The organism is Alloactinosynnema sp. L-07 (assembly GCF_900070365.1).
In the GTDB taxonomy this organism is placed as follows: domain Bacteria; phylum Actinomycetota; class Actinomycetes; order Mycobacteriales; family Pseudonocardiaceae; genus Actinokineospora.
On sequence record NZ_LN850107.1, the window covers coordinates 7211361 to 7236412 of the forward strand.

The following is a 25052-nucleotide window of genomic DNA, read 5'->3' on the forward strand; positions in this document are numbered from 1 at the left end:
GGTGAACATTGTTCGACCGGCCAGCAGTTCGACTTCCGTGCGGTCAGAGTCCGTATGTTGGGCTGTTCTCCGCCGACGCGGGAGTGGGCATGTCGTTCGGTATGCGCAAGATGCTGGCATCGGCGTTGTCTTTCGTGGCGGTGGGCGCGGCGACAGTCGTGCTCACCCCGGCGGCGCAGGCGGCGGTGATCCGGCCGTTCGCCCTCAACTACAACGCCGAGATCTACGGCGACTTCATCATGATGGGCAACGGCAACATGCGGTGCCCGACCGCTGGGGACCCGGTCGACCCCTTCGGCCACCCGATCGCTCGCTGCGCCCAATCCCAGGCCAGGACGCTGACCACAAGCAACGACATCAACGACAGCTTCTACATGCGCCACGCCGATGTCGACGCCAGCGCGCTCACCTTCAACTCCTCGACCGGGTCGGTCACCGTCCCGGCGGGCGCGCGGGTCGAGTTCGCCCGACTGAACTGGGCGGGCGACACCGGCGTCATCCGCGCCGACAACGGCACCATCGCCACGCTCCCCGGCTGCAACACGCGCCAGTTCCTCGCGGGCGCGGGCACCTCGATCCTGCCCGCGGGCACCCCGGAGACCACCTCCGTAAGGCTCACCGTCGGCGCGGGCGCCACGGCCGCCGTCGCACCCGCGGTGATCTCGCGCGACTCGCTCGCCTCGGTGCCCACCAGCCAGCCCCAGTTCTACGCCGCCTACGCCGACGTCACCGCCCAGTTCGCCGCCGCACCCACCGGGGTCGCGCAGACGGTGACGGTCGGCAACGTCTGGACGCCGACGGGCTTCGGCTGTGTCGCGGGCTGGTCGATCGTGCTGGTCTACGCCTTCGACGGGCCCAACCCGGCCGCCCCGTTCAAGCGCGAGGTGTTCATGTGGGACGGCCACGTGCGACAGTCCGCGACGGACCCGGCGACCACCACCCCGATCTCCGGATTCCGGGTCGGCGCGGCCGGGGTGCGGGTCGGCGTGACCGCACACGAGGGCGACTTCAACATCGTGGGCGACCAGTTCAGCATCAACGGAACCCCCGTCGGCGAGCCGCTGGCGCCCGCGACGACGAACAACTTCTTCGTGTCGAACGCCGTGCGCGACCTCAACCCGGCGCCGCCGAACAACATGAGCACCGACGCCAAGGAGTTCAACACCGCGCTGCTCCCGGTTGGCGCCACCTCGGCGAACCTGACGTTCAGCACCAGCGGCGACACCTATCTCGCGCAGAACCTGGTGTTCTCCGTGCCGATCCCGTCGGTGGAGATCACCAAGTCACTGGTCAACCCCGGCCCCTTCCGGCCAGGTCAGGTGGTGACCTACTCGATCACCGTGGTCTCGCCCAGCGGGGTCACCAACGCCGTGGTGACCGACGCCATCGCGCCCGGCTGCGCGCGCAACCTGGGCATCCTCGCGCCCAACGTCCCGGTCACCTACCAGTGCACCGGCCCGGCCCAGGCCGACGACTACGTCAACTCCGCCACGGTCACCGCGACCGACCCGTTCGGCGACCCGCTGACCGACACCGCGACGGTGCCAGTCGTGGTGATCAACCCGAACGTCGACATCACCAAGCAGGCCGACAAGCCCAGCTACCTCGCCGGCGAGACGATCACCTTCACCATCGTCGTCCACAACAGCGGCGACGCGGCCCTGACCAATCTCGTGGTGTCCGACCCGACCGTGCCCAGCTGCGCCACGACCCGGCCACTGCTTGGCGTCGGCGACTCCTTCACCTACACCTGCACCGCCACCGCCCCCATCCAGGGCGACTCGAACACCGTCACGGTGACCGGCACCGACCCGCTCGGCGGACCCGTCACCGACACCGCCGTCGCGCCCGCGCCGACCGTCGGCTCGGTCTCGGGCACGGTGTTCAGCGACGGCGACAACGACGGCCTGCTCAACGGCACGGACACCGGCATCGGCGGCGTCACGGTCACCCTCACCGGCACCACCGCGGCGGGCCAGCCGTTCACCGCGACCACCACCACGGCCGCCGACGGCACATACAGCTTCACGGGCGTGCCCGGCGGCTCCTACACCCTGACCGAGACCCAGCCCGCGGCCTTCGACGACGGCATCGACACCCCCGGCACCCTGGCCACCCCGGCGGGCAACGACGCGTTCGCGGTCGTGCTGACGTCCGGGCAGGTCAGCGCGGGCAACAACTTCGCCGAACGGCCGACGTCGAGCCTCGCAGGCGCGGTCTACGAGGACGTCAACAACAACGGCCTGCGCGACGCAGGCGAGGCGGGCATCGGCGGCACCACGGTCACCCTGACCGGCACCGACGACGCGGGCAACGCGGTCTCCCGAACCGCCACAACCGCCGCCGACGGCACGTACTCATTCCCCGCCCTGCGCGCGGGCACTTACGCGGTCGCCGAGACCCAGCCAGCGGCCTACGTCGACGGCATCGACACCCCGGGCACCGCGGCGGGCACCGTGACCCCGCCCGACTCGATCACCGCGATCGCCTTGCCCGCCCGCACGAACGCGACGGGCTATCTGTTCGGCGAGTTCAAGATGGCGTCGATCTCGGGCAAGGTCGTGGACGACGCGGGTAACCCGATCCCGAACGTGACGATGACGTTGACCAGGCCGGATGGGTCGACGGCGACGGTCCAGACCGGACCGGACGGAACGTACGCGTTCAATGATCTGCCGCCGGGCACGTATTCGATCGTCGAGACGCAGCCTGCCGGCTATGGCGATGGTCCGGACACGCTTGGTTCTGCGGGTGGCACGGCGGCCAATGATGCGGTGTCGGGGATTGTGCTCGGGTCCGGGATCGCCGCGACTGGCTATGACTTCGCGGAGGATCGTGGGTCGTTGGCGGGTGTGGTTTATGAGGATGTCAATAACAACGGTGTCCAGGATGCGGGTGAGCCTGGTATCCCAGGTGCCACGGTGACGTTGACCGGCACCGACATTGCCGGAGCACCGGTCAACCGGGTTCTCACCACCGACGGCAACGGCGCCTATGTGTTCGACGGCGTGCTCGGCGGGACGTACTCGGTGACCGAGACACAGCCTGACGGTTACGCCGATGGCACTGATCGGGTGGGCACGGCGGGCGGCACCTTGGCCCAGCCGGATTCGATCACCGCGATCGACCTGACGGCGGGTGCGGACGCGACGGGTTACCTGTTCGGCGAGTTCAAGATGGCGTCGATCTCGGGCAAGGTCGTGGACGACGCGGGTAACCCGATCCCGAACGTAACGATGACGTTGACCAGGCCGGACGGTTCGACGGCGACGGTCCAAACCGGACCGGACGGCACCTACTCGTTCAATGGTCTGCCGCCGGGCACCTATTCGATCGCTGAGACGCAGCCTGCCGGCTATGGCGATGGTCCGGACACGCTTGGTTCTGCGGGTGGCACGGCGGCCAATGATGCGGTGTCGGGGATTGTGCTCGGTTCCGGGATCGCCGCGACCGGCTATGACTTCGCGGAGGATCGCGGGTCGTTGGCGGGTGTGGTTTATGAGGATGTCAATAACAACGGCATCCAGGATGCGGGTGAGCCTGGCATCCCAGGTGCCACGGTGACGTTGACCGGCACCGACGCTGCTGGAGCACCGGTCAACCGGGTCGTCACCACCGACGCCAACGGCGCCTACGTGTTCGACGGCGTGCTCGGCGGGACGTACTCGGTGACCGAGACACAGCCCGACGGCTACGCCGATGGCATCGATACTGAGGGCAGTTCAGGTGGCACCGTCAGTCCGCCGGATTCGATCACCGCGATCGACCTGGCGGCGGGCGTGGACGCCACGGGCTACTTGTTCGGCGAGTTCAAGACGGCGTCGATCTCGGGCAAGGTGGTGGACGACGCGGGTAACCCGATCCCGAACGTCACCATGACGCTGACCAGGCCGGACGGTTCGATCGCGCTTGTCCAAACTGGACCGGACGGGACATATTCATTCACGGATCTCCTGCCGGGTACGTACTCGATCGCTGAGACGCAGCCCGCCGGCTATGCGGATGGCCCGGATACGCTCGGTTCTGCGGGTGGCACGCCGACCAATGACGCGGTGTCGGGCATTGTGCTCGGTTCCGGGATCGCCGCGACCGGCTATGACTTCGCCGAGGATCGTGGGTCGTTGGCGGGTGTGGTTTATGAGGATGTCAACAACAACGGCATCCAAGACGCGGGTGAGCCTGGCATTCCCGGTGCCACGGTGACATTGACCGGAACGGACGCTGCCGGAGCACCGGTCGACAGGGTTGCCACCACCGACGGCAGTGGTGCGTATGTGTTCGCGGATCTGTTGGGCGGCACGTACACGGTGACTGAGACTCAGCCTGACGGTTACGCCGACGGTACTGATCGTGTGGGTACGGCGGGTGGCACGTTGGCGCAGCCGGACACAATCAGCGCCGTTGCGCTCCCGGCAGGCGCGGACGCAACCGGTTACCTGTTTGGCGAGTTCAAGGCGGCGTCGATCTCGGGCAGGGTCGTGGACGACGCGGGTAACCCGATCCCGAATGTCACCATGACGCTGACCAGGCCGGACGGTTCGATCGCGCTTGTCCAAACTGGACCGGACGGAACGTACGCGTTCAATGATCTGCCGCCGGGTACGTATTCGATCGTCGAGACGCAGCCTGCCGGTTACGCCGACGGCCCGGACACGCTCGGCTCGGCGGGTGGCACGGCGACCAATGACGCGGTGTCGGGGATTGTGCTCGGTTCCGGCACAGCGGCGACCGGCTATGACTTCGCGGAGGACCGTGCGTCGCTGGCGGGTGTGGTCTACGAGGATGTCAACAACAACGGCATCCAGGATGCGGGTGAGCCGGGCATCCCCGGTGCCACGGTGACGTTGACTGGTACGGATGCCACAGGTGCTCCAGTGAGTCGGACGGCGACTACGGACGGCAATGGTGCGTACGTGTTCGCGGATCTGCTGGGTGGCACCTACACGGTGACCGAGACCCAGCCTGACGGTTACGCCGACGGCATTGATCGTGTGGGCACGGCGGGTGGCACCTTGGGCCAGCCGGACACCATCAGCGCCGTTGCGCTCCCGGCGGGCGCGGACGCGACGGGATATCTGTTCGGCGAGTTCAAGGCGGCGTCGATCTCGGGCAGGGTCGTGGACGACGCGGGCAACCCGATCCCGAACGTCACCATGACGCTGACCAACCCGGACGGCTCCACCGCGACGGTCCAAACCGGACCAGACGGAACGTACTCGTTCACCGATCTGCTGCCGGGAACGTACTCGGTCGCCGAGACCCAGCCCAACGGCTACGGCGACGGCGTCGACACTCCCGGCTCGGCGGGCGGAGTGAACTCGGCCAACGACGTGATCAGCGCGATCGTGCTCGGTTCCGGGACAGCCGCGACCGGCTATGACTTCGCGGAGGATCGTGGGTCGTTGGCGGGTGTGGTTTATGAGGATGTCAACAACAACGGCATCCAGGACGCGGGTGAGCCTGGCATTCCAGGTGCCACGGTGACGTTGACCGGAACGGACGCTGCCGGAGCACCGGTCGACCTGGTTGCCACCACCGATGGCAGTGGTGCGTATGTGTTCGCGGATCTGTTGGGCGGCACGTACACGGTGACTGAAACTCAGCCTGACGGTTACGCCGACGGTACTGATCGTGTGGGTACGGCGGGTGGCACGTTGGCGCAGCCGGACACCATCAGCGCCGTTGCGCTCCCGGCAGGCGCGGACGCGACGGGCTATCTGTTTGGCGAGTTCAAGACGGCGTCGATCTCGGGCAGGGTCGTGGATGACGCGGGTAACCCGATGCCGAACGTGACGATGACACTGACGAGGCCGGACGGCTCTACCGCGACTGTCCAGACCGGACCGGATGGCACCTACTCGTTCAGCGACCTGCCGCCGGGTACGTATTCGATCGTCGAGACGCAGCCTGCCGGGTACGCCGATGGTCCGGACACGCTCGGCTCTGCGGGCGGTACGCCGACCAATGACGCGGTGTCGGGCATTGTGCTCGGCTCCGGGACAACGGCGTCCGGTTACGACTTCGCTGAGGACCGTGCGTCGCTGGCGGGTGTGGTCTATGAGGATGTCAACAACAACGGCATCCAAGACGCCGGCGAGCCTGGCATTCCAGGTACCACGGTCACATTGACCGGCACTGACGCGACCGGGGCGCCGGTCAATCGGGTTGTCACCTCCGACGGCAACGGTGCGTATGTGTTCCCGGGTCTGTTGGGCGGCACCTACACGGTGACTGAAACCCAGCCTGACGGTTACACCGATGGCACTGATCGGGTGGGCACGGCGGGCGGCACCTTGGGCCAGCCGGACACCATCAACGCAGTTGCGCTCCCGGCAGGCGCGGACGCGACGGGCTACTTGTTCGGCGAGTTCAAGACGGCGTCGATCTCGGGCAGGGTCGTGGATGACGCGGGTAACCCGATTCCGAACGTGACGGTAACGTTGACCAGGCCGGATGGGTCGACGGCGATTGTCCAGACCGGACCGGACGGGACGTATTCGTTCACGGATCTGCCGCCGGGTACGTATTCGATCGTCGAGACGCAGCCTGCCGGTTACGCCGATGGTCCGGACACGGTCGGCTCTGCGGGCGGTACGCAGACCAATGACGCGGTCTCCGGGATTGTGCTCGGTTCCGGGACAGCGGCGACTGGCTATGACTTCGCGGAGGATCGCGGGTCGTTGGCGGGTGTGGTTTATGAGGATGTCAACAACAACGGCATCCAAGATGCGGGTGAGCCTGGTATCCCCGGTGCCACGGTGACGTTGACTGGTACGGACGCCACGGGTGCCCCGGTGGACCGGACCGCGACCACCGACGCCAACGGCGCTTACCTGTTCGACGGCGTGCTCGGCGGGACGTACTCGGTGTCCGAGACGCAGCCCGACGGCTACGCCGATGGCATCGATACTGAGGGCAGCTCGGGTGGCACCGTCAGTCCGCCGGATTCGATCACCGCGATTGACCTGGCGGCGGGCGTGGACGCCACGGGCTACCTGTTCGGCGAGTTCAAGACGGCGTCGATCTCGGGCAGGGTCGTGGACGACGCGGGTAACCCGATCCCGAACGTAACGATGACGTTGACCAGGCCGGACGGTTCGACGGCGACGGTCCAAACCGGACCGGACGGAACGTACGCGTTCAATGATCTGCCGCCTGGTACGTATTCGATCGCTGAGACGCAGCCCGTTGGTTACGCGGACGGCCCGGACACGCTTGGATCTGCGGGCGGTACACCGACCAATGACATGGTGTCGGAGATCGTGCTCGGTTCCGGCACAGCGGCGACTGGCTATGACTTCGCCGAGGACCGTGCGTCGCTGGCGGGTGTGGTCTATGAGGATGTCAACAACAACGGCATCCAGGATGCGGGTGAGCCTGGTATCCCAGGTGCCACGGTGACGTTGACTGGTACGGACGCCACGGGTGCCCCGGTGGACCGGACCGCGACCACCGATGCCAACGGCGCCTACGTGTTCGACGGCGTGCTCGGCGGCACGTACACGGTGACCGAGACGCAGCCCGACGGCTACGCCGATGGCATCGATACTGAGGGCAGCTCGGGTGGCACCCTCAGCCCGCCGGATTCGATCACCGCGATCGATCTGACGGCGGGCGTGGACGCCACTGGTTACCTGTTCGGCGAGTTCAAGACGGCGTCGATCTCGGGCAGGGTCGTGGACGACGCGGGTAACCCGATCCCGAACGTGACGGTAACGTTGACCAGGCCGGATGGGTCGACGGCGATTGTCCAGACCGGACCGGACGGGACGTATTCGTTCACGGATCTGCCGCCGGGTACGTATTCGATCGCCGAGACGCAGCCTGCCGGTTACGCGGACGGCCCGGACACGGTCGGATCTGCGGGCGGTACACCGACCAATGACATGGTGTCGGAGATCGTGCTCGGTTCCGGCACAGCGGCGACTGGCTATGACTTCGCCGAGGACCGTGCGTCGCTGGCGGGTGTGGTCTATGAGGATGTCAACAACAACGGCATCCAGGATGCGGGTGAGCCTGGTATCCCAGGTGCCACGGTGACGTTGACTGGTACGGACGCCACGGGTGCCCCGGTGGACCGGACCGCGACCACCGATGCCAACGGCGCCTACGTGTTCGACGGTGTGCTTGGCGGGACGTACTCGGTGACCGAGACGCAGCCCGACGGCTATGCCGACGGCATCGACACCCCGGGCACTGCGGCGGGCACCGTGACACCGCCGGATTCGATCACCGCGATCGACCTGGCGGCGGGCGTGGACGCGACGGGCTACTTGTTCGGCGAGTTCACGACGGCGTCGATCGCAGGCAAGGTCGTCGACGACGCGGGTAACCCGATCCCGAACGTCACCATGACACTGACCAAGCCGGATGGCTCCACCGCAACTGTCCAAACAGGACCAGACGGTACCTATTCGTTCACCGATCTGCTGCCGGGCACATACTCGATCGCTGAGACGCAGCCCGCCGGTTACGCCGATGGTCCGGACACGGTCGGCTCTGCGGGCGGTACGCCGACCAATGACGCGGTGTCGGGCATTGTGCTCGGTTCCGGCACGGCCGCGACTGGCTATGACTTCGCGGAGGACCGTGCGTCGTTGGCGGGTGTGGTTTATGAGGATGTCAACAACAACGGCATCCAGGACGCCGGCGAGCCTGGCATTCCAGGTGCCACAGTCACGTTGACCGGAACGGACGCTTCTGGAGCATCGGTGGACCGGACGGCGACCACTGACGGCAGTGGTGCGTATGTGTTCGCGGATCTGTTGGGCGGCACGTACACGGTGACTGAAACTCAGCCTGACGGTTACGCCGACGGTACTGATCGGGTGGGCACGGCGGGTGGCACCTTGGGCCAGCCGGACACCATCAGCGCCGTTGCGCTCCCGGCAGGCGCGGACGCAACCGGTTACCTGTTTGGCGAGTTCAAGACGGCGTCGATCTCGGGCAGGGTCGTGGACGACGCGGGTAACCCGATCCCGAATGTCACCATGACGCTGACCAGGCCGGACGGTTCGATCGCGCTTGTCCAAACTGGACCGGACGGAACGTACGCGTTCAATGATCTGCCGCCGGGTACGTATTCGATCGCCGAGACCCAGCCTGCCGGTTACGCGGACGGCCCGGACACGCTCGGCTCGGCGGGCGGCACAGCCACCAATGACACGGTCTCCGAGATCGTGCTTGGCTCCGGGACAGCCGCGACCGGTTATGACTTCGCGGAGGATCGCGGGTCGTTGGCGGGTGTGGTTTATGAGGACGTCAACAACAACGGCATCCAGGATGCGGGTGAGCCTGGTATCCCCGGTGCCATCGTGACGTTGACCGGCACCGACGCTGTCGGAGCACCGGTCAACCGGGTCATCACCACCGACACCAACGGCGCCTACGTGTTCGACGGCGTGCTCGGCGGGACGTACGAGGTGAGCGAGACCCAGCCCGCGGGCTATGCCGACGGCATCGACACCGAGGGCAGTTCCGGTGGCACCGTCAGCCCACCGGACTCGATCACCGCGATCGAACTGACGGCGGGCGCGGACGCCACGGGTTACCTGTTCGGCGAGTTCAAGACGACCTCGATCTCAGGCAAGGTCGTAGACGACTCAGGCAACCCCATCCCGAATGTCACCATGACACTGACCAAGCCGGACGGCTCGACCGCGACTGTCCAAACCGGACCAGATGGCACTTATTCGTTCACCGACCTGCAGCCGGGCACGTACTCGATCGCCGAGACCCAGCCTGACGGTTACGCGGACGGCCCGGACACGCTCGGCTCGGCGGGCGGTACGCCGACCAATGACGCGGTCTCCGGAATTGTGCTCGGCTCCGGGACAGCCGCGACCGGCTACGACTTCGCCGAGGATCGTGGGTCGCTCGCTGGGTTCGTCTACCAAGACCTCAACGACAACGGCGTCAAGGACCCCGGTGAGCCCGGCATCGGCGGTGTGTCGGTCCAGCTGACCGGAACCGACGCGCAAGGCAACGCGGTCGACGTCACGGTCACCACCGGCGGTGACGGCGGCTATTTGTTCGAGGGGCTCGTGGGCGGCACCTACACGCTCAACGAGACCCAGCCCGCGTTCCTCGACGGACTGGACGCGGCGGGTAGCGCGGGCGGCACCGTGACGCCGCCGGACTCGATCACCGCGATCGAGCTCGGGGGTGGGGTCGACGCGACGGACTATCTGTTCGGCGAGCTGCCCGCGGCGTCGATTTCGGGGAAGGTCGTTGACGACGGCGGCAACCCGATCGCGGGCGTCACCATCACCCTGACCAACCCCGACGGATCGACCACGGCCGTCCAGACCGGGGCCGACGGGACCTACACCTTCCCGAACCTGCGTCCCGGCACTTACACCGTGACCGAGACCCAGCCCACCGCCTACGGTGACGGCCCCGACACCGCGGGCAGCGCGGGCGGCACCGCCGGGAACGACGTGATCAGCGGCATCGTGCTCACCCCGGGCACCGCCGCGACCGACTACGTCTTCGCCGAGCAGCGCGGTTCGCTGGCAGGCGTGGTCTACGTCGACGCCAACGACAACGGGGTGCGGGACGCGGGCGAGCCGGGCATCCCCGGCGCCACGGTCACCCTGACCGGACCCGGCGGCGCGACAACCACCGTCCAGACCGGTGCTGACGGCGCGTATCTGTTCACCGGGCTCGTCGGCGGCGACTACATCCTCACCGAGACACAGCCCGCCGGGTATGCCGACGGCACCGACACGCCGGGCTCGGCGGGTGGCAGTGCCACCCCGCCCGACACCATCGCCGCCATCAGCCTCGGCGGCGGGGAAGTGGCCACCGACTACCTGTTCGGCGAACGCGGCGGCGCCATCACCGGCACCGTCTACGTCGACCGCGACGGCGACGGCGTGATCGACGTGGACGAGACCGGCAGGCTCGGCGGCGTCACCGTCATCCTGCGCGACTCGGCGGGGACGGAGATCGCCCGGACCACGACGGCGCCGGACGGGAGCTACGAGTTCCCGAACGTGCCGCAGGGCGACTACACCGTCGAGGAGGAGCAGCCCAAGGGCTACGGCTCGACCACGCCGAACTCGGTCCCGGTCACCGTGCCCGCGGGCGGCGGCGCCGTGGTCGACTTCGGTGAGCGGCTGGGCTCGATCGGCGACCGGGTCTGGTCGGACACCGACCGAGACGGTGTGCAGGACGCAGGCGAACCCGGTGTGCCGGACGTCGTGGTGATCCTGTTGGACGGCGACGGGGTCGAGGTCACCCGGACCACCAGCGGTCCCGACGGGTCCTACCGGTTCACCGACCTGCCGGAAGGCACGTACGTGGTGACGGTCGAACCGCCCGCGGGCCAGGTCCTGACCCGGCCGAACCAGTCGGGCGAGGACGTCGACTCCGACCTCGACTGGATCACCGGCCGCAGCGGGCCGATCGTGATCGCGGTGACCGACGGTGAGATCACCCAGCGGACCGATGTGGACGCGGGCCTGGTGCCCAGCGTGCTGGACCTCGGGGTCACGCTCACCACGGACAAGCCGACGGCGGCGGTGGGGGACAAGGTGGTCTTCACCGACACCGTGACCAACATCGGCACAATCCCGGTCACCGGCGCGAAGACCGTCATCACGATCCCGCCGGGGCTGGTCGTCGAGTCGGTGAGCGGCAGCGGCTGGACCTGCGCGACGTCGGGCAACACGGTCACCTGCACCACCGACCGGGTCCTGTTGCCCGGAGAGTCGGCGCCGCCGATCACGGTGGTGACGAAGGCGGCCACGCCGATGCCCGCCACCGACTCGGTCGCCACGGTGTCCAAAATGGACGGAACCGCCGACGGGAACCCGGCCAACGACCGAGCCGCCACCCCGGTTGCCGTGACCGCGACACCCGTGCCGCCCCAGCCGACACCAGGGCCGCCGCAGCCGACACCTGTGCCGCCGCAGCCGGGCCCCCGCCCGCCACTGGCTGTGACCGGCGCCGATGTGGCACCGCTGCTGGTGGGCGCGCTGGCCCTGTTGCTGGTCGGCGCGGGCTTCCTGTTGGCAGGACAACGACGCAGGCGGCGCTGATCACCGTCCGCAAGTGACAGAGCGGGTCCTTCGGGGCCCGCTCTGTTTATGCGCCCATTCGAGGTGGGCGTTACGCAAGTTCACCTGAAAAGCCCAAATGTCGATCTACCTCTTGTCACCGAACCCGGTTGAGCCGTAAACCAAACACCTCACCGGGTTACGGAGGACACATGGAACAGTCGGTGCGAACCAACTGGCAGAGCTACTGGAGTGACCTTCCGCAAGAACCGGGGCTGCCCATCTGGGACAGCTCGGGCACCGTCACCGCGACCGCGCAGTTGCCCCTCTTCGAGTCGCACTTCGCCGAGGGCCTGCCGGTCCTCGACATCGGCTGCGGCAACGGGACCCAGACCGCTGCCCTGGCAGCCCACTTCCCCCGCGTGATCGGGCTGGACTTCGCCCCGGCCGCGATCGAGCACGCCCAGGCTCTCCAAGCCGACAGCCGGGCGGAGTTCCGCGAGTTCGATCTGTCCGATACCGATGCCGCTGCTGACCTGCATACCTACTTGGACGACTGCAACATCTACATGCGCGGGGTTCTTCATCAGATGCCTGACGAGCTTCGGGCGGGGGCGGTGGCTTCGCTGCGGGCGCTGCTCGGTGGGGGTGGGCACTTGTTCGCGGTCGAGTTGCATGCTTCTGCTTCGCAGACGATGAAGGCGGCTTTGGGGCAGGGGCCGGATTCTGTTCCCAAGCTTCAGCGGGTTTTCCGGCATGGGCTTACGCCTGCGGCTTGGGAGGAGGGGAAGCTGGAGTCCCTGCTTGATGGTGCTGGGATCGACATCCTGGATTCGGGGATGATCACGTTGCACGCTACGGATACGTTGCCTAGTGGGGATGTCTTGGATCTGCCCATGGCGTACGTGGTCGCTCGTAACCGCTGACCTGGCCTTGGGGTGCCTGTTTGGCCGGTGGGTGCCAGCTTGGTCGGTGGGCCCGCTTGGCCGGTGGGTGCCCGCATGGTCGGTGGGCTCGCTTGGCCGGTGGGCGCCTGTTTGGGTGGTTCGCCTTGATTCGGGGACCCCGAAAATGGGCCTGTGCGGGTCAAAAGGCGAGGTCAAGGAGCCTCACCCGCACCGCGAGTTTAGGCCCATTTACCCCGAATCAAGGCGAACCACCCAAACAGGCCGTTCTGCTGGGCCTGTCGCCTTCAACGGGTCTAGGCCTTGTAAGACCTCATGATCCAGGCCACGTGACGGGGCTCTTTCGGTTCGTGGCCGATAGGGTCGGGGGTGATGATTGAGCGCATTCTGCCTGCCGCCGTGGTTGCGGCCGAGGCTTTCGATGATCCTCCGGAGGCGGTCCTGCTCCCGGAGGAGGAACCCGTCATCGCCAAGGCTGTGGACAAACGCCGTCGGGAGTTCACCACGGTCCGCTACTGCGCCCGGCAGGCGTTGGGCAAGCTCGGGTTTCCGCCCGTGCCTATCCTGCCTGGTGACAAAGGCGCCCCGGGCTGGCCGGATGGGGTGGTCGGCAGTATGACGCACTGCAAGGGTTACCGGGCCGCCGTGGTGGGGCGGGTCGCCGAGGTGGTCACGGTCGGTATTGACGCGGAGCCGCATGTTCCGTTGCCCGATGGCGTGCTGAACGCGACCACCTCCGCCGATGAGCGGGTGCATCTTGCCGCTCTCGCCGAGAGTCACGGTGATGTGCATTGGGACAAACTCTTGTTCGCCGCCAAGGAATCCGTCTACAAGGCGTGGTTTCCGCTGATGCGCAAGTGGCTGGGGTTCGAGGACGCGCGGATCACCTTCGATCCCTCGGGGACCTTCGAGGCCGAGCTACTGGTGCCCGGGCCGGTCATCGGCGACGCGGAGGTAGGTGGGTTCTCCGGGCGGTGGCTCGTGGACAGCGGGCTCGCTGTCACTGCCATCACGGTCCTGGTCTGACGGGCGGGAGTTGGCCGCCATGGCGGTCAGGGCTGTTGTCGCAGACTCGCTGTCACCGCCATCACGGTCCTGGTCTGACGGGCGGGAGTTGGCCGCCATGGCGGTCAGGGCTGTTGTCGCAGACTCGCTGTCACCGCCATCACGGTCCTGGTCTGACGGGCGGGAGTTGGCCGCCATGGCGGTCAGGGCTGTTGTCGCAGACTCGCTGTCACCGCCATCACGATCCTGGTCTGACCGGCGGGAGCCGACCGCCATCGCGGCCAGGGCTGTCGTCAGCGGCACCGCCGCGATGATTCCCAGGCTCCCCGCCAGGGCCCGGATGATCTCCTCGGCCACCGGCGTCGCCGACACTACGTGGTCTGTCGGGACGCCCCTGGCCGCGAACAGCATCAGCAGGGGCAGCGCCGCTCCCGCGTACGCCAGGAGCAGTGTGTTCACCGTCGACGCCACGTGCGCACGGCCGACGCGCAGGCCCGCGGCGAACAGGCGTCCGCGGGAGGCGGTCGGGTCCGCGGCCGAGAGTTCCCAGACCACCGCGGCCTGGGTGACCGTCACGTCGTCCAGGACGCCGAGGGCGCCGATGACCAGGCCGGCCAGTAGCAGGCCCTGCAGGTCCACGCCCTGTAGATACCCGCTCAGGAAGCCGACGTTGTCGCTGCCCAGCCCGGTCAGCCCGGCCAGATTCAGCGAAGCCCACCCGATCAACCCGGTCAGGGCCAGGCTCGCGACCGTTCCGACGACCGACACCGCGGTTCGGGCGTTGATTCCGTGGGTCAGGAACAGTGCCACCACCATGATCATCGTCCCGCCGCTCACCGCGACCAGCAGCGGTGGCGAGCCTTGCATGATCGCGGGGAGGACGAATTCCGTCAGGCCCGCCAGGCACACCGCCAGCGCCCCGAGGGCGGCCAGGCCCCGCCAGCGGGAGAGCGCGACGACGGCCGCCGCGAAGAGGCCGCCGAGCAGAAGCAGCGGCAGGGTGCGATCGCGGTCGACCACGTCGTAACGCTCGTAGACCACGGCCCGTTGCGGTCGGTGGACCATCATCACCGGATCGCCGACGGAAACCCGAACTCCGCTCGCTTTCGACACCAGTGCGGGCACCGAGGTTCCCGCGCCAGGGCCTTCGTCGACCGCGACCGTGGCGATGTCGCAGTCCGTCGGCGCCATGGGGCACTGGATCAGGTCGACCACCGTGCCGGACGCGCGGACCTGCTGGATCGACTGCAGCACCAGGCCTTCCCCCGGCCACAGGCTGATCATCACGATCGTCGCCGCGGTCAGCAAGGGCAGCAGGACACCGGCCACCACGCGCCGGACGCGGCGGGCGACCAAGTCGTCGGAATCGAGGGCGGAAGTGTCGCCATGTCCGTGGCCATGCGCGCTCACTTGACCACCTCGCACGCTCGGTGGCGTTCACCCGAGCACTGTGTCGATGATTCGCTCGCAAGCTCGCTCATGCCGCGAATGAGACCACACCAATAACACGCCAAGCGGCGCCCATCTTGGCAAACGCCCAAGTCGGAAAACTCGGAACAGTCCGTCGAAACCGGCTCTGTACAACCGGATCAGGCGCGTGACCTGCGCCGCAGCATCGGGTTCATTCACGGAATATACCCCGGGTGACCCAGGCCCATTGTCCCGCGCGAATTGCTGAATACGTTGCTGTCTCGGAAGTCCCCTGCGCATCCACCCAGTGAGGAAGGCCGGAAACGGTGAACGATAAACGAGGTCGACACTGGCGCATCGCCGGTGTCGCCATCGGTGGCGCCACCCTGCTAGGCGCCACCACCGCGATCGCCCTAGCTCAACCCGTCGCGCCCCTGGCGCAGCATCAGCCCCTCGCGGTCGCGGCCAACTCCGTGCCGCAGATAGGTGTCGCGGACACGGTCGACCAGCCGCTGCGCCACTTGGTTGAGGGGCCTGGCACCCAGTCCCGCCAGTTCTGCCAGGACAGGGCCGCCTGGGTTCGTCCGCATTTCGCCGCCCTCACCCTCAAGGGCGCCGACACCGTCACCGTCCGCGGATCCGGTGGTGACAGCCAGACCCTGACCGCCGACCACGGCGACAACCGCGCCCTGTCCACGCGGTCGTTCCCCGGCTCCTGCGTCACCATCGACGCCAATCTGTCCTCAAAGGACAGCAAGGTGGCGATGGACTCCTTGCAGTCCGGCACCGCGGCGGCGGACGTCATCGTCGCGGGCGCGGGCGACATCTGCGGCAGCAACTGCACGCAGACCGCCGACCTTGTCGCGGCCATCAACCCGGCCGCGGTGTTCCTCGCGGGCGACAACGCCTACGAGAACGGCTCGCTCAACGACTACCGCACCCGCTACGACCCGGCGTGGGGCAAGTTCAAGAGCATCACCCACCCGTCCGCAGGCAACCACGAGTACCAGACCAGCGGCGCTTCCGGTTACTTCGACTATTTCAACGGGGTCGGCGTCAGCAACGGCCCCGCAGGCGAACGCGGCAAGGGCTACTACAGCTGGGACATCGGCGACTGGCACTTCGTCGCGCTGAACAGCAACATCAGCATGTCCGCGGGCAATCCCCAGGAGACCTGGTTGCGCAACGACCTGCGCGCCAGTACCAAGCCATGCACCGCCGCCTACTGGCACCACCCCCGGTACAACCAGGGCAGCCACGGCAACAACACCAACACCAACCCGTTGTGGCAGGCGCTCATCGACCACAAAGCCGACCTGATCGTCAACGGCCACGACCACAACTACCAGCGGTTCGCCCCGCAGAACACCAACGCGGGCGCGGACCCGACCAACGGCATCCGCCAGCTCGTCGTCGGCACCGGCGGCCGGGCGTTCTACGACTTCGCGTCCACCCGGCCCAACATCGAGGCTGCCAACGACGACACCTACGGCGTGCTGAAGCTGGCGCTCTCGTCGACCGGCTACAACGCCGACTTCGTGCCGGTAGCGGGCCGCACGTTCACCGACCGGTTCTCCGGCACCTGCAAGGCCAAGGGCACCACCCCCACGCCGAGCTTCACCCTGGCCGCCAACCCGGCCTCGGTGTCGGTCGCACCGGGCGGTTCCGCCACCACCACGGCGACGGTGACCAGCACGGGCGGCTTCAGTGCCGCGACGAACCTGACGGTGTCCGGGCTGCCATCGGGCGTCACGGCGTCGGTGTCGCCGTCCTCGGTGACCCCGGCCGCCAACGGCTCCGCGTCGGCCACGGTCACCGTGTCCGCGTCGGGCAGCGCGGCGACCGGGACCAGCACCGTGACGGTCACCGGCACGTCGGGCTCGCTGAGCAAGACGGCCACGTTCAGCCTGACCGTCGGCACGACGACGCCGCCGAGCACCGTGTTCGTCGACGACTTCGAGACGAGCAAGGGCTGGGTCAGCGATCCCGACGGCGCCGACACCGCGACCACCGGCTTCTGGGAACGGGGCGATCCGTCGTCCACCACCGAGAGTGGCGCCAAGCAGTTGGGCACCACGACCAGCGGGGTGAACAACCTGGTGACCGGCCGCTCGGCCGGGTCCGGCGCGGGCTCCTATGACGTCGACAGCGGGTACACGTCGATGGTCTCGCCGGGCATCAGCCTGCCCGCGGGCCCGCTGAGCCTGTCACTGCGGTGGAGTGTCGGCTTCGGCGCGAACGCGACCGGCGACGACTACTTCACGATCACGGTGGTCGGCTCCACCTCGAAGGTCGTGCTCGATCAGCGCGGCACCGGGGCGCACATCAACGGCTCCTGGCGGACCTTGACCGCGGACCTGTCGGCGTTCGCCGGTCAGACGGTCCGGATCCTGGTCAAGGCCGCTGACGAGTCCACCTCAAGCCTGATCGAGGCCCAGGTGGACGACGTGAAGATCACCAAGGCCTGACGTGTACATCTCCACCGAGCCATTGCGGCGCGGTGCGGCACGGTCGGCGGCGAAGGTGCCGCCGACCGTGCTCGCGCTCGGCATGGTCAGCCTGGTCACCGACATCTCCGCCGAGATGGTCACCGCGTTCCTGCCGATGTACTTGGTCTACGGGCTGGGTGCGGGGTATCTGCAGCTGGGCATCGTCGACGGCGTCTACACCGGCGCCACGGCGCTGCTGCGGCTGGTCGGCGGGCATGCGGCCGACCGGACGGGCAGGCCGAAGGCCGTGGCGGCGGCCGGATACGGGCTGTCGGCGGTCACCAAGCTGGGCTTCCCGCTCGCGGGCGGGTCGCTCGGCGCCATCGGCGGACTGCTCGCGGTGGACCGCGCGGGCAAGGGGATCCGCACCGGCCCACGGGACGCGATGATCGCGTTGAGCAGCCCGGCGTCGTCGCTGGGCCGGGCGTTCGGCGTGCACCGGATGATGGACACGGTCGGGGCGCTGCTGGGCCCGGTCGTGGCGTTCGCGCTGGTTGCGTGGACGGCGCCCGACACGGTGTTCGTGGTGAGCTTCTGCTTCGCCATGATCGGACTGGTCATCCTGCTGGTGTGGGTGCGGGAGCCGGTGGGCGCGCTGCCGCGCAGGAAGGTGCGGGTGCGCGACGGTCTGCGGCTGCTGACCCAGCCCGGGTTCCGCCGGATCTGTTGCTACGCGGTACTTCTGGGCTTCGCCACCGTGTCCGACGCGTTCATTCTCTTGGCGGTGCAGCAGCGGACCGGGATCGCGCCGGGCTGGCTGCCGCTGCTGCCACTGGGCATCGCGCTGACCTTCCTGAGCGCGGCGATCCCGGTGGGGCGGCTGGCCGACCGGTTCGGGCGGTGGCGGGTCTTCCTGGCCGGACACGGGTTGCTGCTCGCGGTGTACGCGCTGCTGGCCGTCGGTGTCGACGGCTGGCCGCTGCTGATTGTCGCTTTAGGACTGCACGGCTTGTTCTACGCGGCGACCGATGGCGTGCTGATGGCCTGCGCGGGCCCGCTGCTGCCGGACGAGGTGAAGGCGTCCGGCCTGGCGGTCCTGCAGACGGGGCAAGCGCTTGCGCGGACGGTGGCGGCGGTGCTGTTCGGCGTCGCGGCGGCTGGATGGGGGCTCGGACCGTCGTTCCTGGTGTTCGGCGGGGTGTTGTTGGTTGCGGTTGTCGTGAGTCGGAGGTCCCAGTGAAACGCACTGGTGTTGTTGGTGTTGTGCGGGGTGTTGCTGGTGGTGAGTCGGGGGTCCCGGTGAAACGCACTGTTGTTGTTGGTGTTGTGCGGGGTGTTGCTGGTGGTGAGTCGGAGGTCCCGGTGAAACGCACTGTTGTTGTTGGTGTTGTGCGGGGTGTTGCTGGTGGTGAGTCGGAGGTTCCGGTGAAACGCACTGTTGTTGTTGGTGTTGTGCGGGGTGTTGCTGGTGGTGAGTCGGAGGTTCCGGTGAAACGCACTGTTGTTGTTGGTGTTGTGCGGGGTGTTGCTGGTGGTGAGTCGGAGGTTCCGGTGAAACGCACTGTTGTTGTTGGTGTTGTGCGGGGTGTTGCTGGTGGTGAGTCGGAGGTCCCGGTGAAACGCACGATTATCGGTGTCGCGGCGATCGCGGCGGTGATCCTGGCGGGCGCGGTGTATGTCGTGGCCGCCGCCAGGCCCACCCCCAGTGGCGCGCTGGACCTGTCCGCGCGGGATTCGCTGCTGTATGTGTCTGAGGGGCGGTTGGCGCAGGTCAGGGGGTCGGAGGTGATCGTGAGCGACCGTGCGTGTGCCAGGGTGTATTCGGCGGGTGGGACGACGGTGTGTCTGCGGTCGGTGGCGGTGCCGCCCAGTTTCGAGGCGGTGCTGCTGGGGCCGGACCTCGCTGAGTACCACTCCATCAAGCTTGACGGCACGCCTAGTCGGGCTCGGGTGTCGCCTTCGGGGAACTTGGTCGGGTGGACGGTGTTTCGGTCGGGGGACTCGTATCTGCCTGTGGGGCATTTCTCCACGACGGCTGGGATCTATGACAAGCGTAGTGGGGCGCTTTATGGGTCGATGGAGGATTTTACGTCCATTGTGGACGGGGTGGAGCATCCGGCGAAGGACCGCAACTTCTGGGGCATCACGTTCGCCTCGGACGACCGGACTTTCTATGCGACGCTTGCTTCTGGGGGTCTTACCTGGCTGATGAAGGGCGATTTGGTGACGCGGACTCTGGTGTCGGTGCGGGGGAATGCCGAGTGTCCGTCCCTGTCTCCGGACGGCACGCGCGTCGCCTACAAGAAGCGGACGGGAGAGCACTGGAACTTGGCTGTGCTGGACCTGGCGACGGGGATGGAGACCCCGTTGGCCGAGCCTGGTCATCTTGATGATCAGGCTGCTTGGTTGGACGATCGGACGGTGGCTTACTCGCGGCCGCCGAAGCCGGGGGAGTCGCCTGCGATCTTCGCGGTGCCCGCGGACGGGACTGGGGTGCCGCGTTTGGTGCAGGCTGGGGGGAGTTCTCCTGTGCCGTTGTAGGGGTGTTGTGGGCTCGTTCGTACTTCGGGCGGGGGTCGGCTCCCTCGTTTTTTAGCGTCTTGTCCGGAAACAGCGCTGTCAAGGGCGCCTGCGGCGTCGCTGCGCGAGCAGCAAGCTGCCCCTTGACAGCGCTGTTTCCGGACAAGGGATTGCCGGGACGAGGGTGCAGGGGGAAATGCAGGGACCTTCGGTCCCCACTGCACAAACAAGGACCTGGCGTGTTGTCCTTGTCTTTGGGCTAGTCCCAGTCCCAGCACAGGCGGTAGATGCCGGGGATTGGGTCGGCGGTGGTGACTTGTGCGGTGTAGCTCGCGCCTAGGGGGACTTCGACCTGCTCGCCGTTTGGGTCGCCGATCGAGGGTAGGTAGGTGCGGTAGACCCGGACTGGCAGCGTTCCCGCTGTGAACCGAACCTGCACCGCGAGCACTCGGGTGGCCCGCCCGACGCGTTGGGAGTGGTAGGGCTCCTTGGCGTCGGTGCGGATCGTGTAGGCGACGGACATCAGTTCGCCCGCGCGCAGGGGGCGGTCGAGGAGGAGTTCGCAGGTAGTGAACCCGGTCTCCATGTCGGTTCGCTTCCTGCCGAGGCGGCAGCCCACCGTGTCGGTGACGTCCACCGATCGGGGCAGGTCACTGCGGTGGGCGATGGTGTGCCGGTCGACTCCGTCGCACTCGGCGCGCAGGGTCAAGTGGTGGGTGAGGCTGCGCAGGCGCTGATCGTGGTCGACGACGCCGACGATGTGGATGGCGACCTTGGCCATCTTGCTCACCGAGTCGATGCTCGCGCCCATCCGCTGCAATGCCCTGGCCAGTCCGTCCGGCCGCGCCCATGCCTGGTCGGCCCGCATGTCCCCTGGTGCCTGGGCCAGCCATCGCCCCCGCGGCCTGGGCGGCCCGAGCAGCGCGGACAGGGCCCCGTCCGGCACCCCGACTATGTCCTCAAGAACGGCCAGTGCCCGCAGCGAGTCGGCACGCTCCGGCTGAGTCCGCCCACTCTGCCAGTTACTGAGCGCCGTCTTGCTCACCGCCGCGTCGCGCTCGCGCAGCCGCACCTGGATCCGGTCCAGGCTCAACCCACTCGACTTCAGCGCCAGCCGCAACGCCAGGCTGAACGGCCCACTGGCCAGCGCCTCGGCCAGCCGGTCGCCTTCGGGGTGGTGGGAGCGCATGTCGGTCCTTCCGGCCGTTCGCGGGGAGGATAGGGGCACGATCCGGGGTTTCACCACCCGAAACGGGTCACCCGCCCACCAGGTGGGCACTGCCAGCCAGATCACCCGTTTCGGGTGGTGGTTGCTCCCCGCGATCGCGAGATACCCGAAACAAACCCACCCGACCGTGACGTTCGGTAAGGTCCCCACCGGGAGAGACAGCCAGACCACAAGGGGAAATCGGTGGACGCGTTCCGGAGCATCGGCCACTCGCTCGGCGACATCGTCGCCAGCGGCCCGATGGGCGCTCCGCCGCCCGCCCAGGGCGGCGGCGGCAAGTTCACGTTCCGGCCTGCTGAGATCGAGGCCATCGTCAAGGACTGGCTGGAACTCGCTGCGGGCTATGAGACCTCCCAGCGAGACTCGCGGAGCATGATCAATACAGGCGCCCCGGGCAACGAGATCGCGAGTCAGACGCACGCGTCGACCGCGCGAATCTCAGGACAGGCCTACTTTGATTCGCTGGTTGAGAAGGCCGAGTACTGCTACACCCAGGCCCAGAAGTTCCAGGATGCGCTCAGCGACTACAAAGGTGTGGACAGGTCCAGCGTTCGTCGCATCACCACCGCCGGGGACTCCGCCCCCTCCACATCTGGAGAGATCTGATCTTGCGTACGCGTTTGCCGCTCGTCGCCGTTGTGTTGGTTCTTGCCTCTTGCACCTCGGAGGCGCCGGGAACCCCGACCACCGCACCTGCCACTTCGACGGATGCCCCAACCTCGACATCGGCGCCGACCACCAAGCCGTCGGGAGATCTGCCTGCCAACGGTGCGCCAAAGGTCGACACCTCGGTCGATCCTGGCGGATTCCTCAAGAAGCCCTGCCTCGCGTTCACCGAAGCCCAGCGGAAAGAACTCGGGCTTGCCGATGGCGAGCAGCGCCGAGCACCCCTTGGCGAGGAGTGCAACTGGCGGAGCAATGGCGGTGGCAGTGCCCACCTCAGCTTCCTGGAAGGCAACCCGCACGGGCTGAGCGGCACCTACGCTGCCAACAAGGACGGGCGTCTCAAGTACTTCGAGCCCACCGAGGTCGGCGGACAACCCGCTGTATTCGCGAGCCCCGATGACGCGCGTACCAAGGGTGCGTGCGTGCTTCTGGTCGGTATGTCGGACAAGTTGGTCTTCTCGATGACCGTCCAGCAGTCACCCGACAAGGTGGGGACTGGGGATCCGTGTCAAGTGACGGCGCGGGTGGCTGGGATGGCGTTGACGACTATCAAGGCGGGTTAGGCGTTTCACGGGCTGAAACGGGTCGACGCTGAAGGTTCATGGCGTGGCGGTCAGAAGGGTGCGGGTCGAGCGCTGCTGGCGCGGCTCGTGTTCTCGACTGTCGTGGGGGACCGTCGAAGTCGATTAGTGGGTCTTGGGTGACGGTGTGTTGCCAGCCGGTGGGTGTGGTCCATACGAGTCGTCCGGGGCTTGGTTGGTGGAGGGACCAGCCGGGTTGGTCTTTGAGTTTGTGGTGCAGGGGGCAGAGACAGGCCAGGTTGTTGTGGTCGGTGGTGCCGCCATGGCTGTGTTGGATGGTGTGGTCGAGTTCGCAGGACGCGGCGGGGCGGTGGCAGCCGGTGAAGCGGCAGGTGCGGTCGCGCAAGCGGACATGGCGGGCCAGGTCGGTGCCGGGGTGGCGGCGGTTGCTGACCTCGAGGACTTTGCCTGCCGGGTCGGTGATGATCCTTCGCCAGCTTGCGCCGTGGTCGGTGATCAGTTCCTTGATGGCGATGTTGGGCACCGGCCCGTAGCCGTCCAGGACGCCGCCGATGTTGGCGCCCAGTAGGACCGAGTAGGGGACCGCGACCTGTAGCTCGACGGTGATCTGATTCTGAGTCCCCACGCCGAACACCAAGTCGAACAGGGCGTCGGCGCGTAGCGCGCTGAGCGGTTGGGCGGCGCCTTGGGCTCGTGCGGTGCGTGCCATCCGGTCGGTGAGCAGGAATATCGCGCGGAGTCGTTCGCCGGTGTCGTAGATGTCGAGGTGGGCCATGCCGTCGTCGGCGGGGTGGAAGTCGACCCTGCGCTCGGCTCGGCGTTGCTCACGGCGGCGGTCGGCGCCGTCGGGGTCGACCCGATCCTTCTTGGCTCGTAGCGCCTGTCGCCAGCGTTCGATGGTTTTGTGTTCGGTGCGGTCGAGGATCCACTGCTCGACGGTGGTGGCTTGCTGATCGTCCAAAGTGGCTGTCACCTCGGACAGGAAGGCGGCTTTCGGCAGGTCGATGCGGCCGGCAGCCAACGCGCGCACGGTGTCGGGGAACCGCGTCACCAGCCGCGCCGCCACCGCGACCCGAGTCGCGGCCTGGGCGGGTGTCCACATCAGGGCCGCGCCGACCTCGGCGCCTGCGAAGCGGTGTCCGCCTGCGTCCCGGTCCGGGCGCAGTTCGGCCATCCTGGCCAGTGCCCGGACCGCCACCGGGTCCAACGCCGCCCGCTGCCGCTCGACCTGCCGGAGCAGATCGAGCACCTCGACGTCGCCCATCGTGGCGATGTCGGACTCGGCGAGATCGGTGGTGAACATGTGTTCGACTCTACCGGTTTGTCGCGCCGTATGACCTGCGCAAACAGCCTTCCACTCGATCGTGTTAGTCGGACTGCGGAGGAAGGTGGCGAGGGGTGCTGTGTGTTTCAGGGTGTGGAATGAGTTGGCGGCTGCGCGGGCTCGGACTGGGAAGACCAGTCGGGAGGCGGCGGCCGGGGGTCGGGGCGTCGCTGGCGGGCATCAGTCGCTTTGAGAACGCCAAACGGCGATGGCAGGTGGCGGATGTGGCGGGGCTGTTGGCGCTCTACGGCGTGACAGGGGCAGACCGCAAGCGCCTGCTTGAGATGGCGGAGAACCTGGACGCGCGGGCTTGGGTGGAGCCGCACGAGGACGTGCTACGCCTGAGGTCTGCGTTGATGGCCTTCGAGGGGCGGGCCCGATCGTTGCTCAACTTCTCGGCCGGTGTTGTGCCAGGGCTGCTCCAGACGCCCGCTTACGCACGGGCGTTGCATTCCGTCGCCGGTGTCACGGGTGAACAGCAGGACGAGATGGTTGAGACGCGGATGGATCGGCAAACCGTGCTCACCAAGGTGGCTTGTCCGCAGTACGTCGCCATCATCGATGAGGCTGTCTTTCGGCGGGGCTATGGCGGAGCGGAGGTGATGGTGCAGCAGATCGACTGGCTGATTGGTCGAGCGCAGCAGCCCAACATCAGCATCCACGTGATTCCCTTCCGGCACGGTGGTTACGCCTGTCCTGGGCCGTTCTCGATGCTGGGGTTCGCCGATATGCCGCCGCTTGTCTTTTGGGAACACGGCGGACTGTCAGGCTTCCTGGACGCGTCCGCGGACACGGACTTGTTCCAAGATGCGGCTGCTAGGCTGATGAGGTTCGCACTGGGATCCGCCGATTCGGTGAACTTCATGACCAGGATGGCGGCCGACTACGAGCGGGGCTGAAACAGCGTGGGGCGAAAGTCGATCTTCCGCGATGCTGGGAAGGCCCAGTGCGTTGAGGTCGCTGGCGCGTGGGTGCCTGAGCGTTTGGTGAGCGGCTAAGTGGCGGGCTGGGGTGATGCGGG

The 25052-nt window shown here is 67.5% G+C and carries 12 protein-coding genes; 9 read left to right on the top strand and 3 right to left on the bottom strand.

Annotated features, from left to right (window positions below):
* Nucleotides 1–89 precede the first annotated feature (89 nt).
* The 3 genes from BN1701_RS36230 to BN1701_RS35050 all read left to right on the top strand — a co-directional run bounded on the left by BN1701_RS36230 (nt 90) and on the right by BN1701_RS35050 (nt 13933).
* On the top strand, nt 90–12044 hold the full coding sequence (locus BN1701_RS36230) for an SdrD B-like domain-containing protein (RefSeq protein WP_157368350.1): 11955 nt from the start codon (nt 90–92) through the stop codon (nt 12042–12044).
* 170 nt (nt 12045–12214) lie between these two features.
* The gene (locus BN1701_RS32985) at nt 12215–12928 is read left to right on the top strand and encodes a class I SAM-dependent methyltransferase (protein ID WP_054055336.1); all 714 of its coding nucleotides are present in this window, start codon (nt 12215–12217) and stop codon (nt 12926–12928) included.
* A gap of 351 nt (nt 12929–13279) precedes the next feature.
* Complete coding sequence (locus BN1701_RS35050) at nt 13280–13933, top strand: 4'-phosphopantetheinyl transferase (protein ID WP_082860212.1); 654 nt, start codon at nt 13280–13282, stop codon at nt 13931–13933.
* Here BN1701_RS35050 and BN1701_RS32990 read toward each other — a convergent pair.
* Nucleotides 13826–15322, bottom strand: coding sequence for a YibE/F family protein (locus tag BN1701_RS32990; RefSeq protein ID WP_054055338.1), 1497 nt, complete (start codon nt 15320–15322; stop codon nt 13826–13828). The genes BN1701_RS35050 and BN1701_RS32990 overlap by 108 nt on opposite strands.
* Nucleotides 15323–15648: 326 nt before the next feature.
* Between BN1701_RS32990 and BN1701_RS32995 the strand changes: the two genes are divergently transcribed.
* The 3 genes from BN1701_RS32995 to BN1701_RS33005 are packed head-to-tail and all read left to right on the top strand — an operon-like array spanning nt 15649 to nt 20292.
* Entirely contained in the window at nt 15649–17790 is a 2142-nt protein-coding gene (locus tag BN1701_RS32995; protein ID WP_054055341.1) for a metallophosphoesterase, read from the top strand.
* Between the two features lies 1 nt (nt 17791).
* Nucleotides 17792–18991 carry an MFS transporter gene (locus BN1701_RS33000; RefSeq protein WP_054055343.1) on the top strand — a complete coding sequence of 400 codons (1200 nt, stop codon included), beginning with the start codon at nt 17792–17794 and terminating at the stop codon, nt 18989–18991.
* Nucleotides 18988–20292 (top strand): hypothetical protein, encoded by a 1305-nt coding sequence (locus BN1701_RS33005; protein ID WP_231949786.1) that lies wholly within the window; start codon nt 18988–18990, stop codon nt 20290–20292. Before BN1701_RS33000 ends, BN1701_RS33005 begins: the two co-directional genes overlap by 4 nt.
* A gap of 238 nt (nt 20293–20530) precedes the next feature.
* On the opposite strand, the gene BN1701_RS36235 is transcribed toward BN1701_RS33005, so the two are convergent.
* Nucleotides 20531–21460, bottom strand: a complete 930-nt coding sequence (locus tag BN1701_RS36235) for a hypothetical protein (RefSeq protein ID WP_054055347.1) — start codon at nt 21458–21460, stop codon at nt 20531–20533.
* A 222-nt stretch (nt 21461–21682) separates the two neighbouring features.
* Here BN1701_RS36235 and BN1701_RS36665 point away from each other — a divergent pair, with 222 nt between their 5' ends.
* Together BN1701_RS36665 and BN1701_RS35065 are read left to right on the top strand one after the other, a co-directional pair.
* Nucleotides 21683–22105, top strand: a complete 423-nt coding sequence (locus BN1701_RS36665) for a hypothetical protein (protein WP_054055350.1) — start codon at nt 21683–21685, stop codon at nt 22103–22105.
* Between the two features lie 14 nt (nt 22106–22119).
* On the top strand, nt 22120–22728 hold the full coding sequence (locus BN1701_RS35065) for a DUF3558 domain-containing protein (protein ID WP_172803374.1): 609 nt from the start codon (nt 22120–22122) through the stop codon (nt 22726–22728).
* On the opposite strand, the gene BN1701_RS33020 is transcribed toward BN1701_RS35065, so the two are convergent.
* A complete protein-coding gene (locus tag BN1701_RS33020) occupies nt 22715–24010 on the bottom strand; it encodes an HNH endonuclease signature motif containing protein (protein ID WP_054055352.1) in 1296 nt (431 codons plus the stop codon). The two genes, BN1701_RS35065 and BN1701_RS33020, sit on opposite strands and share 14 nt — an antisense overlap.
* A gap of 245 nt (nt 24011–24255) precedes the next feature.
* Between BN1701_RS33020 and BN1701_RS33025 the strand changes: the two genes are divergently transcribed.
* Entirely contained in the window at nt 24256–24930 is a 675-nt protein-coding gene (locus BN1701_RS33025) for a DUF5753 domain-containing protein (RefSeq protein ID WP_157368351.1), read from the top strand.
* Nucleotides 24931–25052: the final 122 nt, after the last annotated feature.

What these genes read in the sequence shown, in the direction of transcription:
- BN1701_RS36230 (WP_157368350.1), top strand. Translation starts at nt 90, where the DNA reads ATGTCGTTCGGTATGCGCAAGATGCTGGCATCGGCGTTGTCTTTCGTG.
- BN1701_RS32985 (WP_054055336.1), top strand. Translation starts at nt 12,215, where the DNA reads ATGGAACAGTCGGTGCGAACCAACTGGCAGAGCTACTGGAGTGACCTT.
- BN1701_RS35050 (WP_082860212.1), top strand. Translation starts at nt 13,280, where the DNA reads ATGATTGAGCGCATTCTGCCTGCCGCCGTGGTTGCGGCCGAGGCTTTC.
- BN1701_RS36235 (WP_054055347.1), bottom strand. Translation starts at nt 21,460, where the DNA reads ATGCGCTCCCACCACCCCGAAGGCGACCGGCTGGCCGAGGCGCTGGCC.
- BN1701_RS33020 (WP_054055352.1), bottom strand. Translation starts at nt 24,010, where the DNA reads ATGTTCACCACCGATCTCGCCGAGTCCGACATCGCCACGATGGGCGAC.